The sequence below is a fragment of the Tenacibaculum holothuriorum genome, from assembly GCF_002120225.1.
In the GTDB taxonomy this organism is placed as follows: domain Bacteria; phylum Bacteroidota; class Bacteroidia; order Flavobacteriales; family Flavobacteriaceae; genus Polaribacter; species Polaribacter holothuriorum.
In genome coordinates this window covers 527,125-546,357 of sequence record NZ_LAPZ01000001.1, presented here as the reverse complement: position 1 = coordinate 546,357, position 19,233 = coordinate 527,125, and the positions used below count along the sequence as shown (strand labels likewise).

The 19,233-nt window shown below is 33.8% G+C and carries 8 protein-coding genes; 6 read left to right on the top strand and 2 right to left on the bottom strand.

All coding sequences use genetic code 11. The features are described 5' to 3' along the window. Nucleotides 1–82: 82 nt before the first annotated feature. The 5 genes from WH52_RS02525 (at nt 83) to WH52_RS02505 (ending at nt 9,977) form a co-directional block, all read left to right on the top strand. Nucleotides 83–4,831, top strand: a complete 4,749-nt coding sequence (locus WH52_RS02525; RefSeq protein WP_143592020.1) for a beta strand repeat-containing protein — start codon at nt 83–85, stop codon at nt 4,829–4,831. Between the two features lie 331 nt (nt 4,832–5,162). Beyond that, nucleotides 5,163–6,395, top strand: a complete 1,233-nt coding sequence (locus WH52_RS02520; protein WP_086029339.1) for a gliding motility-associated C-terminal domain-containing protein — start codon at nt 5,163–5,165, stop codon at nt 6,393–6,395. 229 nt (nt 6,396–6,624) lie between these two features. After that, on the top strand, nt 6,625–7,548 hold the full coding sequence (locus tag WH52_RS02515) for a PorP/SprF family type IX secretion system membrane protein (RefSeq protein ID WP_086029338.1): 924 nt from the start codon (nt 6,625–6,627) through the stop codon (nt 7,546–7,548). 12 nt (nt 7,549–7,560) lie between these two features. Continuing rightward, nucleotides 7,561–9,162: an OmpA family protein gene (locus tag WH52_RS02510; RefSeq protein ID WP_086029337.1), complete on the top strand. Its 1,602-nt coding sequence runs from the start codon at nt 7,561–7,563 to the stop codon at nt 9,160–9,162. A gap of 464 nt (nt 9,163–9,626) precedes the next feature. Next, nucleotides 9,627–9,977, top strand: a complete 351-nt coding sequence (locus WH52_RS02505) for a hypothetical protein (protein WP_086029336.1) — start codon at nt 9,627–9,629, stop codon at nt 9,975–9,977. Between the two features lie 199 nt (nt 9,978–10,176). On the opposite strand, the gene WH52_RS02500 is transcribed toward WH52_RS02505, so the two are convergent. Further along, nucleotides 10,177–13,092 (bottom strand): G8 domain-containing protein, encoded by a 2,916-nt coding sequence (locus WH52_RS02500; RefSeq protein WP_086029335.1) that lies wholly within the window; start codon nt 13,090–13,092, stop codon nt 10,177–10,179. Between the two features lie 338 nt (nt 13,093–13,430). On the opposite strand from WH52_RS02500, the gene WH52_RS02495 reads away from it, so the two are divergent. After that, complete coding sequence (locus WH52_RS02495; RefSeq protein WP_158091347.1) at nt 13,431–16,298, top strand: LamG-like jellyroll fold domain-containing protein; 2,868 nt, start codon at nt 13,431–13,433, stop codon at nt 16,296–16,298. A 51-nt stretch (nt 16,299–16,349) separates the two neighbouring features. Here WH52_RS02495 and WH52_RS02490 read toward each other — a convergent pair whose 3' ends face one another. Further along, complete coding sequence (locus WH52_RS02490) at nt 16,350–19,193, bottom strand: ligand-binding sensor domain-containing protein (RefSeq protein ID WP_086029333.1); 2,844 nt, start codon at nt 19,191–19,193, stop codon at nt 16,350–16,352. Nucleotides 19,194–19,233: the final 40 nt, after the last annotated feature.

Genomic DNA, 19,233 nt, shown 5'->3' with positions numbered 1-19,233 from the left:
TAAGAGTTTAAAAACTCGTTCACTTTCCTCTAAGATTTAATTAATCAACATTAAAAGGATTATTAATTAAAATTTTTAGAACATGAAAAAAATTACGTTGCTATTTTTATTTCTATGTAGCAGTATTGCATTTGGTCAGGTGGGAATAGGAACCACTACACCAGATTCGTCAGCACAACTAGATGTTGTGTCTGCAAACAAAGGAATTTTAATTCCGAGAGTAGATATTACAAACTTATCTACGGCTGCCCCAGTTGCAGTTGCTGATATTAAAGAAAGTGTATTGGTATATAATACGAATACAACTACAGGTAAGGGATATTATTATTGGTCGGGTACCGAATGGGTACAAATGACCAACGTACAACAAGTAACTACAATGATTAATTCTATAGCAGATGATCAAAAGTTAACCGATTTTTCAATTGCAGGTAGAATGTTAACCATTACTTTAGAAAATGGTGGAACCCGAACAGTTGATTTATCTGGAATTCAAGGAGACACTGGAGCCGATGGAAAATCCGCTTATCAGGTCTGGTTAAATGCAGGAAATACGGGTACAGAAGCCGATTTTTTAGCATCTCTTAAAGGAGCTGATGGTACAGACGGAGCAGCAGGAGCAAACGGTGCTGATGGGAAATCAGCTTACCAATTATGGTTAGACGCAGGAAACACAGGAACCGAAGCAGATTTTTTAAATGGCTTAAAAGGTGCTGATGGAGCAACAGGAGCAAACGGTGCTGATGGGAAATCAGCCTACCAATTATGGTTAGACGCAGGAAATACAGGAACTGAGGCAGACTTTTTAAACGCATTAAAGGGTGCTGATGGAGCCGCAGGAGCGAATGGAACTGATGGAAAATCAGCTTACCAAGAATGGTTAGATGCAGGAAATACAGGAACCGAAGCAGATTTCTTAAATGCACTAAAGGGTGCTGACGGAGCAACAGGAGCAAACGGAGCAGATGGAAAATCCGCCTATCAAGAATGGATAGATGCAGGAAATACAGGAACTGAGGCAGACTTTTTAAACGGATTAAAAGGTGCAGATGGAGCAAACGGAACTGATGGAAAATCGGCTTACCAATTATGGTTAGACGTAGGAAACACAGGAACCGAAGCAGATTTCTTAAACGCATTAAAAGGAGCTGACGGAGCAACAGGAGCAAACGGAGCTGATGGAAAATCAGCTTACCAAGAATGGTTAGATGCAGGAAATACAGGAACCGAAGCAGATTTCTTAAATGCACTAAAGGGTGCTGACGGAGCAACAGGAGCAAACGGAGCAGATGGAAAATCCGCCTATCAAGAATGGATAGATGCAGGAAATACAGGAACTGAGGCAGACTTTTTAAACGGATTAAAAGGTGCAGATGGAGCAAACGGAACTGATGGAAAATCGGCTTACCAATTATGGTTAGACGTAGGAAACACAGGAACCGAAGCAGATTTCTTAAACGCATTAAAAGGAGCTGACGGAGCAACAGGAGCAAACGGAGCTGATGGAAAATCAGCTTACCAAGAATGGTTAGATGCAGGAAATACAGGAACCGAAGCAGATTTCTTAAATGCACTAAAGGGTGCTGACGGAGCAACAGGAGCAAACGGAGCAGATGGAAAATCCGCCTATCAAGAATGGATAGATGCAGGAAATACAGGAACTGAGGCAGACTTTTTAAACGGATTAAAAGGTGCAGATGGAGCAAACGGAACTGATGGAAAATCGGCTTACCAATTATGGTTAGACGTAGGAAACACAGGAACCGAAGCAGATTTTTTAAATGGCTTAAAAGGTGCTGATGGAGCAACAGGAGCAAACGGTGCTGATGGGAAATCAGCCTACCAATTATGGTTAGACGCAGGAAATACAGGAACTGAGGCAGACTTTTTAAACGCATTAAAGGGTGCTGATGGAGCCGCAGGAGCGAATGGAACTGATGGAAAATCAGCTTACCAAGAATGGTTAGATGCAGGAAATACAGGAACCGAAGCAGATTTCTTAAATGCACTAAAGGGTGCTGACGGAGCAACAGGAGCAAACGGAGCAGATGGAAAATCCGCCTATCAAGAATGGATAGATGCAGGAAATACAGGAACTGAGGCAGACTTTTTAAACGCATTAAAGGGTGCTGATGGAGCCGCAGGAGCGAATGGAACTGATGGAAAATCAGCTTACCAAGAATGGTTAGATGCAGGAAATACAGGAACCGAAGCAGATTTCTTAAATGCACTAAAGGGTGCTGACGGAGCAACAGGAGCAAACGGAGCAGATGGAAAATCCGCCTATCAAGAATGGATAGATGCAGGAAATACAGGAACTGAGGCAGACTTTTTAAACGGATTAAAAGGTGCAGATGGAGCAAACGGAACTGATGGAAAATCGGCTTACCAATTATGGTTAGACGTAGGAAACACAGGAACCGAAGCAGATTTCTTAAACGCATTAAAAGGAGCTGACGGAGCAACAGGAGCAAACGGAGCAGATGGAAAATCAGCTTACCAAGAATGGTTAGATGCAGGAAATACAGGAACCGAAGCCGACTTTTTAAATGGATTAAAAGGTGCTGACGGAGCCGCAGGAGCGAATGGTATTGATGGGAAATCTGCTTACCAAGCGTGGTTAGATGCTGGTAATAGCGGAACCGAAGCAGATTTTTTAGCATCTCTTAAAGGAGCTGACGGAGCAACAGGAGCTAATGGTGCTGACGGAAAATCAGCATACCAAGCATGGTTAGATGCTGGTAATAGCGGAACCGAAGCAGATTTTTTAGCGTCTCTTAAAGGAGCTGATGGAGCAACAGGAGTTAATGGTACTGATGGAAAATCAGCTTATCAAGAATGGTTAGACGCAGGAAATACAGGAACCGAAGCAGACTTTTTAAACGCATTAAAAGGAGCTGACGGAGCAACAGGAGCAAACGGAGCAGATGGAAAATCAGCTTATCAAGCATGGTTAGACGCTGGTAATAGTGGAACCGAAGCAGATTTTTTAGCTTCTCTTAAAGGAGCTGACGGAGCAGCAGGAGCAAATGGAATTGATGGAAAATCAGCTTACCAAGCGTGGTTAGATGCAGGAAATACGGGTACAGAAGCCGATTTTTTAGCATCTCTTAAAGGAGCTGATGGTACAGACGGTGCAAACGGAACTGATGGAAAATCCGCCTATCAAGAATGGTTAGATGCAGGAAATACAGGTACTGAGGCAGATTTCTTAAACGCATTAAAAGGTGCAGATGGAGCCGCAGGAGCTGACGGAACTAATGGAGTAGATGGTAAATCAGTATTAAATGGTACAACAGCACCAGCAGCAGCTACAGGAGAAGATGGAGATTTTTACTACGACACCGCTACACAAACCATGTACGGACCAAAAACTGGAGGTGCTTGGGGAGCAGGAACCTCTTTAAAAGGAGCCGATGGCGCAGACGGTGCCGATGCAGTTGCCTTAACAGGAGCAGGAGCACCAACAGATGGTACTGGTACTGCAGGTAATATATATGTAGACACTACAACAGGAGATGTATACACTGCTACAGGAGATCCAACAGTGTGGGCAAAAGCAGATAAAAATGCAGACGAAACCAAAGATGCTTGGGTAGACAATGCAGCCGATACACGTATAGAGTTAGGAACAAAAGCAGACGGTACTACAGCACGTGATGCTGGTACAGAAATGGTAGTAACCGATACAGGTAATGTAGGTATTGGTACAACCACACCAGCATTTTTTCTAGATGTTTTGAGTAATAGTGTGTTAGCAGCACGATTTCAAACAGCTAATAATTCAGATTCAAATTTTGTAGAAATAAAAGGAGGTCTTAGTACCTCTGGAAATGCGGGGCCAAATTTACAGTTTACAGCAAATGATTTTGCATCTTCAGGAGCATTAAGAGATAGAACAGTAATATCTCGTTATCCAGAAAATCATACAACTCCTAATTATCAAAATGGTTTTTCTATCTACCATGAAGTAGATGCTGTACCAGTAGGTATGGTATTACTAAACAAATTAGGAAATGTGTATATGGGAATACCCCAGACAATACCTACTAGTACGAACAGACTTCATGTAGTAGATACTGCAGATCCATTACGTTTAGAAGGTTTACAAGCAGGTACAACACCAGCAACTGATGAGGTATTATTAACAGACGTTAATGGAGTCGTAAAAAAAGGTGGTACGATTACTTCTTTATTAAGTGGCGCAAGCGCAGATACTACCAATGATGCATGGGTAAACAATACTACAGATGGAAGAATAGAACTAGGAACACAATCGGATGGTACTACAGCACGTAATGCTAAAAGTTATTTTAATATTACAGATGATGGTAAAGTTGAAATGGGAGTCAATGATGCTTTAGGAGATATTGCTTTAGAAGCAAAAAGTACATCGGGTGATTATAAATTTTTTGGAGACACACGTGCACAAATTCTTATAGAAGACACTGATGCTACCAAAGATGCAGATGCACAATATACTGCTGTAAGTTTTACTGCTGGTACAGCTGATGGAACTGGAAATAACCAATTAGGTTATGTAGGTTTTAAAACTGGAGGGCAAACTATGGGGATAGTTAACTTAAATGATGGTGCAGACGCTGGTGTTCAATTAACAACAAAAGGAGGTCTTACATTTTTGGGTAGAAATGGTAATCTAGGTATTGGCACTACTACGCCAGCACAAAAATTACATGTTTCTGGTGTTATGCGTTTAGAACCACAAGCTACACCACCAACAGGAGCATTAGGAGATTTATATGTAGGTACAGATAACAAGTTATATTTTCACAATGGTACTACTTGGAAAGAAGTACAGTTAGTACCATAGTATATAAGAGACAAATTAATTTAAACTCCCCCAGCGATATAGTTACTAACGGCTATATGTGTAGTTGTTAGCTAACTATATCAAAAAAGAAGGAAGGAGTTTTAATTAAGGAAAAAGAATAAAGAAATATTGAGAAGTGGAGTCAGATCCCCCTTACGAGATGCTGAAGTGATGTGGTCAATTTTAGGGGTTGCTGCATACAGAACACTTTTTCTGCCAACAGACAGAAGCTCTACTTCTCTTCTTAAAATCTATAGCATATTATGAAACCTACTATGGTTAAATCATACAAGGTTACATGTGGCAATTATAAAAACAAATAAAGAAACACATGAAAACATATATATTAAAAAAATATAGTTTGCTCTTATATGTTCTGTTAGCTTTTAGTCCAAGTATTTTACAAGCACAAATTAGTAATACAGGTACAATGCATATTATATCTAATACAGATGTAAGTATGTTAAACGATGTAATTAATACAACCTCAGGTACTATTACTAACAATGGTAATTTGCATTTGCATAGAAGTTTAACAAATAATGGAGTTATAAACTATAGTGATGGAATACAAACTGGCGTCACACTTTTTAAAGGTGTAACCCAACAAAATATAGAGGGGTCGGGTACTACATGGTTTTACAATGTAGTGGTTACCAATCCAGACACCGATGCCTCAGTAAGTTTACAAAAGGAAATTCAAATTTATGGAACTGCAAATTTTACAGATGGCGTTATACAAGAATTAGGTAACGGACTAGCAGTTTTTCAAAAAGGAGCAAATCACAGCAATACAAGCGATGCTAGTTTTGTAGATGGTAAAGTACACAAGGTAGGAAATGAAGCTTTTGTATTTCCTATAGGCGATGAAAACTCAGGAACTTTTTTATACCGTATGGCAGCAATTAGTGCCCCAAGTAATGCGAACACTATTTTTTCAGGAGAATATATTTGGGAAAATCCAGACAATACTTATTCACATGCTAATAAAGAAGAAACTATAGTTAATATAAATGCCAACGAATATTGGATTATAGAACCGACAAATAACAACGATTTTGCAGATGTAACTTTAAGTTGGAATGTACAAACGACACCCAATACATTAATGACAGATACAAGTAGGTTAATTATTGTACGTTGGAACGGAACAGAATGGATAGATGAAGGAGGTGTCGTAAATACCGCTACCAATACAATAACAACTCGCCCAAGTGGCTATGGAGTGTTTACACTAGCGCATAAGTTAAATACAGTAAATACTGTTGGTTTCCCCAATTCCTTTTCACCCAACGGAGATGGAATTAACGACACTTTTGTAATTCCAAACTTAGCAGTACAGTACCCAAATTTTATTATGACAATTTATAATAGATACGGAAATGTGGTGTACAAGTTAGAGAATAACGGGAGTAAAAGTCCAGCATGGTGGGATGGTAAATCTAACGGAAGATTAAACGTATTTGAATCTGAAGTAGTACCAGCAGCAACCTATTGGTATGTGATAGATTTTAATGACGGAAAGAGAAAACCAATACAAAAGTGGTTGTATCTAAATAAATAAAAAGAAAGAAGGCACCAAGGTACTTTAGGGGTATGTTTTTTTGATATTCTGGCTTGGGAGGTTTCAGAATTCACTTCAAGAAAAACTAACCTTGGGTCTTCTTTTAACAGCACAAATAAAAAATAAAGAAGGTTTTAGCTATATCTATCGTAGGTTTTCTAAAGGGGGCAATTTTAGATTCGCACTACACACATTTATTAGTTAGGCCTTCTTTTCAAAAAAGAATTACATGAGAGTATATAAAATCATAATAATATCAGTCTTGTTGAGCTTTATTTGTTTAGAGATGAGCGGTCAACAAGATCCAGAATATACCCAATATATGTACAATATGAACATCATTAATCCTGCTTATGCGGGTTCTAAGGATGCATTGAGTATTGGCGTGTTGGGAAGAAGACAATGGGTTGGTGTAAGTGGTGCACCAAGAACCTTTACAGCGGCTATTCATAGCCCAGTTGGAAAAAATGTAGGATTAGGATTATCGTTTATTTCAGATAGAGTAGGGCCTGTAGAAGAAACTACTGCTTATGCCGATTTTTCGTACACGATAAAAACCTCAGAAGAAGGTAAGTTAGCCTTTGGATTAAAAGCAGGATTTACCTTTCAAAGCATTGGTTTATTGCGTTTAACACAGGTAGATCCAAACGATCCGTTGTTTCAAGAAAACATTAACAATACCTACCCGAACATAGGAGCAGGATTGTATTACTATACCGATAGGTTTTACTTAGGATTATCGGTACCGAACATCTTAGAATCTACCCATTTTGATGATGGTAATGGTATTGTAAGTTCAGCTTCCGAAGAGATGCATACTTTTTTTACAGGAGGTTATGTATTCGATGTATCAGACAAGGTAAAGTTTAAACCCTCAGCAATGTTAAAGTTTGCGTTTAACACGCCTTTATCGGTAGATGTTTCAGCTAACTTTTTATTTAATGAGAAGTTTGAATTAGGAGCAGCCTACAGATGGGACGATTCATTTATAGGAATGGCAAATTTTTTAATAGACGACAGTTTACGAATAGGCTATGCTTATGATCATACAACATCAAATTTGGGGCAGTTTAATTCAGGGACTCATGAGGTATTTATTTTGTTTGATTTTGCTTTTGAACGAGCAAAATACAGATCACCAAGATTCTTTTAAAAGCGTGTAATTATGAAGAGATATATTTTACTATTAGCAGTATTAGGAGTTTTGGCGCAAGGATACGCACAAGATGCAACCTATGAGATAAAGAACTTAGCTATAAATACGAAGAACTCGGATTTTGGAGCAACGTATTACGATGGCAATCGAGTAGTTTTTTCAAGTCCAAGGGCAGAAGGAAATTTTGTAAAAAGAATTTGGAAGCCGAATGAACAACCGTATTTAGACTTTTACGAAAGTACGATTGGTGGAGCGGGAGATGAGTTAACAGATAAGGTTCCTTTTTCAAAAGAAATCAATACCAAATTACACGAAGGAACTTTAGCCTTTACCAAAGATTATCAAACAGTATACTTTACCAGGGATAATTATTTAGATGGAAAAGTAGGAAAATCGGATGCAGAAGGCAAGATTGTATTAAAACTTTACAAAGCAACAGTAACAAATGGAAAGTGGGGAAATATTGTTGAATTACCCTTTAACTCTCACGATTATTCAGTAGGTCACCCTTCTTTGAGTAAAGACGATAAGCAGCTGTATTTTGTATCTAACATGCCAGGGAGTATGGGAGCAACCGATGTGTTTGTGGTAGATATTTTAGGCGATAATGAGTATTCTACTCCGAGAAATTTAGGACCAACGATTAATACAGTAGGAAAAGAAATGTTTCCATTTATCGATGAAGACGATGTGTTGTATTTTTCATCGAATGGAAGAGCAGACTGTTTAGGAGGCTTAGATATTTATTACAGTGAAAAGCAAGACGATAATACATATACAATTCCAAAAAATTTAGGAAGTAGTATAAACAGTGTTTCAGATGATTTTTCTTTTGTGAAGAAAAAAGGAGCAGACAAAGGCTATTTTGCTTCGAACCGATATGGAGGCAAAGGCGATGATGATATTTATGCCTTTACAAGAACACCAATGCCAAAGAAGTGTGAGAGTATTGTAAAAGGACTCACCAAAGAAAAAGGAACAGGAGTAATTGTACCAAATGCAACAGTAAATATTTACGATGCTACAGGTAAGATAGTCCATCAAACAACTTCTAATACACAAGGAGCGTTTAGTTATTCGAGTACGTGTAATAAGAATTTTAAGGTAGAAGCCTTAAAAGGGAATTATACCAAGGCAGTAGAAAACGTAACAACGTCATTAGGAGCAGTAGAATTAGCAATGTCTTTAACCAAAGAAGTCGTACAACCAGCAATTTTACAAGAACAAGATGTAAGTTATGATACTAGCGGAAGATTGCTTATTGATATTGAAGACATTTACTACAATCTTAATAAATCAAACATCCGCCCATCAGAACAACCCAAAATGAACCGATTGGTAGAGTTGATGAACAAATATCCGAGCATACAAGTTGAAATAGGTTCTCATACCGATTGTAGAGGAACAGCATCATACAACATGCGATTATCAGATAGAAGAGCACAAGCAGCAATGCGATATGTAGTATCAAGAGGTATAAGTTCAAGTAGAATACAAGGAAGAGGTTACGGAGAGTCGAATCCTATAAACGGATGTGATTGTAGGTATAAATGTACCGAGGAAGAATATCAACAAAATCGAAGAACAGAGTTTGTTATCACAAACCAATAATCAAATAGAAAAAGCACATAATTAAGGTAGATTTTTAACATACAGAGTTTCTTTAAGTAATAAAAAGAACATCGAAATGTTTAAGGGGAAAATTAAGTGAGCATAAGTTCTTACTGTTACCTTAAGTGCTTTTTCTTCATCAATTATTAATAACTAAAATAGAAAAGGCACATCGATTAAAGAAGGAGTTCGTTTTGTTCTTCCCCCTATGAAGAACAGTGGTATAGATTGGTTAATAGCTGCACACTCTTAACTTGGTTACAACATGTGTCTTTTCTTCTTTAAAAATTAAATTTAGAATTAAAGGGAAAAGAAAAAAATAGAAAAAGCACATTATTATGAATAAAAAAGATTGAATTCTGATTTTGATTGAGGGGTTAATTAATTTAAAAATCAATACTTATTATTCATAGTGCTTTTTCTTCTTAATCAAATTGAGTAGAAAACCCTAATAATTAGATTAAATGTTAAAGTTAGTTATCTTATTTATACTTGTCGTTTTAATATTTTATTTACTAGCATTTGTAATTAATTTGTTGTTTTATAATTATGAACATAAAACTTTTAATAAAAAAAAATGGTTAGTAAATAGAGAAGAACGTTATTTATATGTAAAAGATTTAATTAAGAGCAAACATTTAATGGGGCTCACTAAGATAGAGGTCATAGATTTTCTAGGATATGAGTTTAACGATATGAACTCAAACAAGTGGACTTATTTTATAGGAAGAACACCTGATTTTTTTCGGATAAGAAAGCGTAAACTATTAATTTACTTTAGTAAAGAAAATAAAGTAATAAGAGTCTCTGATTAGGAAAAATTTATAGTAAAGTACTAAAAACTTAATTTATTTTAGATTACTTCCCGATACAGAAAGTAATAACTCTAGTAAAATCATTGTGTATAGCTATTCAAGGTGTAGTAAAGGTGGAAGATTTTGTTTTCTTTTGTTTGACTTAATGAGGTTTTTGTAATTTAAAAGATCAGCTTTTATAGCTGATCTTTTAGAAATGTTATTTTTTTATAATTTTTTTAGAACAAATACCTCCTGTGTTGTTATTTATAATTTGAACTAAGTAAACACCAGATGTTAGTTGTGAAATATCAACTTTATTATTCATTAATCTTATTCTTTTTATTAAAGTACCTTGTAGTGAATAGATTTTAATTGTTACATCTTCATTTTGATTAATTGAAAAATAATTTGAAGTAGGATTAGGATAAATCATACACTTATTATTTTCAATATTAATATCTGAATTATTTAAAGTATTACTTAATAATTTACCTCCTAAAATCATTGGATGAGTAATAGCATTCGATGGAGTAATAACACCACCAAAAGAAGAACCAAATTCATTTTTTAATTGAGAATTACTCTTATTAAGATAAATGTTAGGTGTAACACGTTCTGGAAATAAATTTTCAGCTGGATATAGATATGGGGTTAACAAATCAGAAGTTGGTACAGGAATATAATTAGAATCTTGTTCATTAAAATAAAGCTTAGTATTATTAAACGATCCAAAATTTAGTCTAATATCATCTGGTAATAGAAAATAAGCAGTCATTTTAACCCCAGAACCATCAGGATGTAATAAAGCAAATGAATCTCCTGCATTGTTTACTAAATGCATTTGAGCATCTAAAACAATATTTTTATTTGAATTTTTAAATATAATATCACCTTTAATATTAATAGTTCTCCAAGGTGTAGTAAGATCTGTAGGTGTTGGATTGATATAATAAGGAGGATTGGTATTACTTTCAGTATTATTTACGATTTTTTCATCCCAACCTTTTGCCCAATTTACTTCTCTAATTAGAATGTCAGTTCCAGAATTATCAAAAGTGCCACCATTTACAACTACTTTTGCATTTATGGGTAAAGTTAATGCTTGTGATTCTCCATTCCACCCCGCAATAATGTTATTTTCAATTATCCAACTACGTGTATTATGGTAATTGTCTAAATCCACTCCAATAGAATGAGGTTCAGCTTCTAATCTACCAGGGTATGGGTTAGGATTTGGATTCCAAGGAGCCAAACCAGTATTAGCGCCATAACCATATACTTTATTGTTTTTAAGGGTAATTTGTGCACAAGTTTCAAATTGCATTCCTGTTCTTCTAATTCCCCAAAGTAAAGTGTTTTCTATTACTAGGTTCATAGAGTTTCTGTAATTTGGAGGCATCATATTGTATTCATTACTGGCTGAATTTCCGTTTTCATGAAATTCAGTCATAATATAATCTCCTCTAAAGCCTTGAGCAACTGTATATCCTATATTATTTTTAAAAGGTCTTGGAAAAACATACCAAACATCAAATAACCAAGTAGGATTAGCAGCAACATGAGCTGTAAGTTCAGCGTGTTGTTCTGGATACTTTGATTGAGGAACATACTCATCAATATAATGTTGCATTTGCGGGCGTCCAAGTAAACTTTCCCATAAACCTTCTGTCCAATAAATATAAGCATGACCACTAGCACCAGAAACTACATTTCCTTCTAAGGTAACCCCACAACTATGCAACCAAAAGCCATCTCCTTGATGTGCAAAATCTGAAATACCTTCTCTAGCATCAGTAAGACCATCTGTTCTTCCTCCATGAATACCTAAAGTACCACCAGCTGGTCTTCCTAAGTTTAAAGGTTCGTTTGGGTTATAGGTTCTAATAGCTATATTATTTCTAAAAATACCTAATTCATCACCAGCTTCTGTTGAATAAGCAGATCCAACAACATTGTAACTTACATTATTATTAAAATCTACATTAGAAGAATGATTAACATATGCCCAACCTGGATCATTATTAACAACACAGCCTTCAACTATAGCTTGAGTCATATTTAATGTTGTTGAACCATCGTTTTTACGTCCTAAAGATCTATGAAAATGAATTGAATATCTACCTCTAGGATTTCTACTTGCTCCAGCTGGGTAAGGTACAGTTGTACTAAATCTAGGATTTGGTTGTCCTTCTGCTCCTTCTTCTGGAACTGACCAATCGTCTAACTCAAGAGTTTTATCTGTTCTACCAAGGTTTTGAGTTTCTACATATCGTATTTGTACATTAGGATTATGCATAAACATAATATGACCTCTTGGTTTCCCATATCCATCTGTTCCATCAAGGGCTGTAACGCTTGGGTTTTCTGAAGAGATTACAATATTTCTTGTATTATTAGAAACATGAACATCTACACTATTTGCTAATTCAGTAGGAGGTTGATGACTTTTAGTAAGTGTATTTTTTAAAGTAACTGTATTTCCAGAAATACTATTGATAGTTACTAATTCATCACTTTTATAATCATTAATGTCTGTACCTGCAACTACTAATTTGTCATCAACTTTCCAACCAGTAGGAGTAGTGTCTAAAGTTAGTTGGTTAGTGCCTGCCGATGGATGAACACCTAATGTTGTCCAGCTAGTTTTAGTTGCACCTTGCATTCTAACAGGTCCCATTAATACTGCACCTGGTGCAAATCTATTATTATCTTGAGTTTTAGTAGTGCCGCCTCTCCAGGCAAATACTAAATTAGCTTTAACGTTAGAAGCTATAGGAGTAGCGCTTGTTCCAATTTCAAAAGAGGCTCCCATTTCACTTACTAAATATTCTGTTCTTAATTCGGTATTTACATTTGTAGCATATTGGAGTTTGCCTTGTGAAGCAATACGAATAGATTTAAATTCTTGAGAAATCTTTCCATCTACAGTTACAGTAATATTTGCAGGAATAAGTATACGAGCATCATCTTGCGGTAAATTACCGCCCCAAGTGCTAGGGTTACTCCAGCTTCCTGAAGTTGTGGCAGTGATTGTTGGTGAGCCTGCTACATGAATTGGACTTTGAGCTAAAACGAAACTGGTTATAAAAATTAAAGGGATTAATAATAGTTTTTTTAAACTGTAAAATGTCATGTTATTAGTCTTTTGGGGTTGTTATTTAATAACATACAAATCTATTTTATTTATATATGTCGTATAATTTTTTTGAAGATTAAGTATATATACTTTTTATATACATTGTTTTTAATTTATTGTTTATTAGATTTTTATGTTTGTTGTTTGGTGTTTTTTTAGCTTAAGTGTTAAGTTGTGTCTAATTATTAATGTTTAATGTATATACTATGTATACATAGATAATTTTATGTTATTAAATACCTAATGTACTTTTCGGGATAATTAAATATTATAAAATTTATTTTAATATGAAAATCCCTAAAATTAAGACAAGGTTATTAATTGTCTTTTGTTTAATGAGTGTTTTTTTACACGCCCAATCTACATTTACCGCCTATTATACAAAACTGAATACAGGGCAAGCTTGGGAAGCAGAATCTAGAACAGGAAAATATGCAGATTTAGTAGTTCGCTTAGATGCTAATAGTGAATTAATTTTTTGGAGAGGTAATAGTTATTTACCTTATTGGAAAACTAGTTTTGGAACATGGAATGTAGAAGAACTTGTGTCTCGTTCAGGTGATGGTACAGAATCTAGACCAGATAAGGTAAATACCTTTTCGCATGTTAAATTAATAGAGGTAAATTCAGAAAGAGCTATTGTTCATTGGAGGTATCTACCAACTTTTGGAGCAGGTAATCCAAAGAAGAATGTAGACCATAAAGCTATTGTAGATGAAATTTTTACAATACAAAGTAATGGTTATGTAAAAAGAGAAATTAGAAAGGGAGATTTGAGTTATGATAATTGGAGAGACCCTTTAAATATTACTGTTCAAACTTTTGAATTAACTCCAAATGGAATTTCAAATGTATCTATAACTGCTGCGACGTTATCAGCTTCATCAGAACCAGCTATAGGAAACCCGATAATAGGAACAAACCCAGTTACACCTATCGCTTGGTGGCGTTTTGATGAAGCCCAAGGTAATAGTGTATATGAAAATATTTCAGGATATAATCAAACACTATCAGGAAATAAAATAAATTGGAGAAAAGGAGTTTCTGGTACTTCTTTAGCACTAGATGGTTATAATAATTTTATTTCGCTACCTAATAATAGTCTTCCTCCTATAAATACAACATTTACTATAGAAGGTTGGATATCTTTAGGAGCACTTCCATGGATTAATCAAGCTATTGTTCATAAAGGAGATTCAGCTTTTGAATTAGATACAGCTACACAACCTACTAATGATTCTTTTGGTTTATATGTTGATGAAAATGGAGACATATTTGGACGTATAACACAAGGTACTACTGTAACTGATATTTACGGAGGAAAAGCTTTACCTTTCAGACAATGGAGACATGTTGCTATGGTAATAGATGCAAATTCAGGAGTAGCTAAAACATATATGAATGGTGAAGTTATAGGAAATGAAACTATTCTCAATACTCCAATTAACAATACGCCTAATGATATTACTTTAGGATCTGGAATAGCTGATGTAAATCCAATATGGCATTTTACTCTTGATGCTTTATTAGACGAATTTAAATTATATAATGTAGCATTGAGCGATGCTCAAATAGAACAATCTTATAATAGCTTTAATCCAGGGAATGAGATTATAACCAAGCCAGATATGGAAACGAGAGTTATTCCTGAAGGAACTTCTTCGGGTAGTTTTGGAGCTAAATACGAAAATTTAAAGTTTTATAATGTTTGGGATCAGTTGTTTAGAGATGGTCAATATTCAGACATTGTGGTAGAGTATGATAATTCGCCTGTTAAAACTATATTTTGGAAAGGAGCTAGCTATTCTCCATTTCATACCAATGGCAATAAAGTAAGATTTAATTCAGAATTTAATGAGAACTTTAGTACTGATGTTAACGGGCAATATGAATGTTGTTATGAACCCATGTCAGACAAACAACACATGTATAGTCATGCTAGAATTGTTGAAAGTAGTCCTGCTAGAGTTGTAATACATTGGAGGTATCCTCAAATTTTTCCTAATAAAAAAGTGAATCATTATAATGCTTCTTCGGGTTGGGGTGATTGGTCAGATTGGTATATGTATTGTTATCCAGATGGGATGAATGCTTATGAAATGATTTGGTGGACAACAAATAATACAGAAATAGCCGAATGGTGTGAACCAATGCTTTTATTAGGACCAGGTGAAATGCCATTAGATATTTTACCAAAAGATTTAAAAAATGTTGTGACTAGTTATACACAAAGCACAGCTGTTAATTGGGATTGGTCTTTTGATTGGAATACATTAGACAAGCTACATAATACAGGGGCAAAACCAGAAATACAAACTATTAACACAACTGGAAGCCCCTATAGACCTGTTCTTATATATGACAGTCCTAATCTAGAATTTTGGGGGCCTTACAACGATTTTAATAGATATAACCACTGGCCTGTTGGTCAAAAGCCTACAGCTGGGTCTGATGATTATTCTGCGGGAGGTTCTAGAACTGGACATACAGCCATGTTAAAGCCTATACCAGATGCTGATGGGTATCAAATGGGGACTATTACTAATGGAGGATGGAAAAAAAATCTTAGGTTAGAAGGAATATCAAATAGGAATGCAACAAGTTTAAGAAGATTATACAGATCTTGGCAACAAGCTCCAGAGTTGAGTAATATGATAAATGTAACAGGAGGTTATATATTAGAACAAAGAGCTTATCAATTATTAGCATCAGATAGTACATTATCTTATACAGTTAATGCTTCTAACGATAATCCATTAGATAATCCATGTTTTGTAATTAAAAATTGGTGTGGTAAAAATTTAGCTAATATTTTAGTGAATGGATCTATTCCAGCAAATTTAAAACAAGGTGTAATTACTGATACAGATGGAACTGACTCATTAGTAATTTATTTAGAGATGGTTGCCACTGCTGAAACAAATTTTAAAATATCGTGTTCGTCTTTAAGTACACCAGATGATTTAAATGAGAAATTCAATATTAAATTAATTCCTAATCCATCAAGTTTAGAGTTAAATGTTTTAACTAACAAAAATATAACAAGCTTTAGTATATATGATGTTTTAGGAAAGCATATAATGAATCTTAAATCTGATGGATCTAACAAAATAAATATCGAATCGTTAGCTTCAGGTTTATATATTTTAGAAGTTTTTACAACTGATAATAGTAAGATCTCATTGAAGTTTATAAAGAAATAAGTTAATTAGATGAAAGAAGAGTTCTGATGATTAAATCAGAATTCTTCTTAACTATATTTTTTTTAAAATATTATTTAGATTTTCATCTGAGTTTAATTTCATTTTTTTTCGCAATCTACTTCTATTTATATAAACAGATTGCAGCTCTATATTTTGAATTTGTGCTATTTCTTTAGAAGATAATTCCAACTTTAAAAGAGAGCAAAGTCTTAATTCATTTTTACTAAGATTTGGGTATTTATCTAATAAATTATTATAAAACTCATTATTTAAAATATCGATTTTACTCTGGTACTCTAACCTGTTTTTTTCAATGGAAGTTTTTACTTTGATTTCGTTAACTAATTCATTAAGATTTTTCTCTTTAGTTTTTCCTTTTGAATCTTTAATTTTTTTCAAAGAATTTAAAAGGTAATCTCTCCATTTTGTATTTTCAGATATAGTAGTCGCCAAATCAATTAAGTCTTTTTGTTTATAAGCAATTTCAGTTTCTAATAGTCGTTTTTCTAGTTTTGTATTTTCGTATTTCCTTAAACGATTAATCCTATTTTCTCTGAGTTTAATAATATAAAAAAGTAGAGAGCTAAAAGTGATAAAATAAAAGATGTAAGCAAAATTAGTTTTATACCAAGGCGGACTAATTTTGATATTGAGACTAGTAATATCATTACTCCAAATACCATCGTTATTACTGGATTTTAATTTAAAACTATAACTTCCAGGTTTTAAGTTCAAATAATTGGCAGTATTTTCATGTGAAACATGAGCCCATTCTTTTTCAGCATTTTCTAAATAATAACTGAATTTGTTTTTAAAAGGGGCAGTAAATTCTGTTGCAGCAAATTTTAAATTTATGTTGTTTTCATTATGATTTAAACTGATACTTTTTAAAAATTCTGAAGATAGCTCTTTTTTAATATGGCTATTATTGATTTTTAATTCAGTAATGAAAGCCTTTGGTGTATGGGTATTTTGTATTAAATCGTTTGGATTAAATGTATTTAAACCATTAATTCCGCCGAAATATAAAGTTCCTTTTTTACTCTTTTTATAAGCAAATGTATTGAATTCGTTCCCTTGAAAACCATCATCTTTTAAGAAGCTTTTAAATTGCTTTGTAGTTTTATTATAATTTAGAATTCCTTTGTTTGTACTTAACCAGAGATTATGATTATCGTCTTCTAAAATGCCATAAATAGTATGATCAGGAAATTTATTAGAAATTCCTATACGTTCAAAAATTGTACTTCCAATTTCGTGTTTGTGCAAACCACCTCCTTTGGTTCCAATCCATAAAGTATTAAAGTCACTATTGTCAATATGTAACGAAGAAACTCTATTGTTAGCCAAATTTGAATTCTTTGTAGAAAAGAACTTCTCATCAACTTGATTATCTGAAATTTTAAAGTGAACTAAACCTTGTTGAGTACCAATCCAGTATTCATTTTTGCTGATTACGAGGAAAGATAAAAACCCGTAGTTCTGACTAAGTGTGTACGTTTCTTCATTTCCATTATTTAAATCTATACGTTTAATTTTATCACCAATAAGGATGATTAAATGATTGGTTTTTTCATCAATTTCAAAGAAACGTTTATGAAACTCAAAATCGATTTTAACCTTTTTAAATAAGGTAAATTTATTTTGATTTTGCTTGTAAATTTCTAATCCTTCTGAATTAAATGTAACTCCCCAGATAGTATTTTTACTTTGAATAAATTCTACTTCTTTATATGTATTACAAAATGATTTGATTAAATGATTTTCTGAAGAATTAGTTCCTTCGATAATTAAGTTTTCTTCTGTAATCGGGTTATAAATATGAACAGTTTCGTTATTAGAAATAAAAGGGGTTGCATAAATTGATTTACCTTCAAAATAATGTTGGATTTTTAGTTGACGATTGTTGAACTTCATTAAACCGTAACCAGCGGTTCCCACCCAGATATTGTCTGAGTCATCTTCTAAAGTATTGTAAAATCTTGTCTTTTTTGTTTTAAAAATATAAGTAGCGTTATTAAAGTCGAGCCCGTTTTTAATTGCATCATATTCAAAAAACAAATATTCATTCAATGTACTAAAAACTACTAATCTATTGTTAGGAAGAGAAATTGCATTAAGTATTTTAAAGTTAATAGGAAGTTTCTTCCAGCTATTTTCATCCCCAATGTATATAGCATCATCGGTGTAAATTAGAATTTTATCATTAAAAACGGTATATCCTACTTTAGCATTTAATTTAAATTTTTGAGAGTTTATTTGAGGAAGTTCAATACTTCTTTCAGTTTCTATGTCAAAGAGTGTTGGGGTTTTAAAAAGACTATCTTGCTGAAAATAAAGAATTTTATTTTTAAAAGTAGTAAGTTTAAAGTAAGAGTTAACATTTATTTTTTGATGTGTTTCAATTTTAAAATACTTGTTAATTTTTATACTCTTGCTATCAATTTTTTTTAATTGTGTTAGTTTATGAAACTTACCATTAGTACCAACTAACCAAAAGGTATTGTTGTTTTGTTTGTAAATATCACCAATGCCAAAACCAAGGTTAAAAGTTTTGAAAGTGTTGTGTTTAGGTAAGTATAGGTGTAAATCTCCTTCGGTAGCAATGAGTATAAAATTGTTGTTTCCTTTTATACTTCTTATTTGATTATTTTGAAGTGAAGTGATATCAGTTTCGAAATGTTTAAATGTTCTTCCATTAAATCTATTTAACCCAGATTTTGTTCCAATCCATAGAAATCCATTATCATCTTGATGTAATGCAGAGATAAATCCTTGAGATAAGCCATTTTCATTGGTAAGCCAATTAGGAGTAATTTTCTTCTGACAGAAAAGTTCAAGACTGAAAAAAAATAATAAAATAAATCGAAAAGATAATTTATTATTTAAAGTCATATTGTGTTGCACTAAATAATTGAAATTTTATAAAAAACGT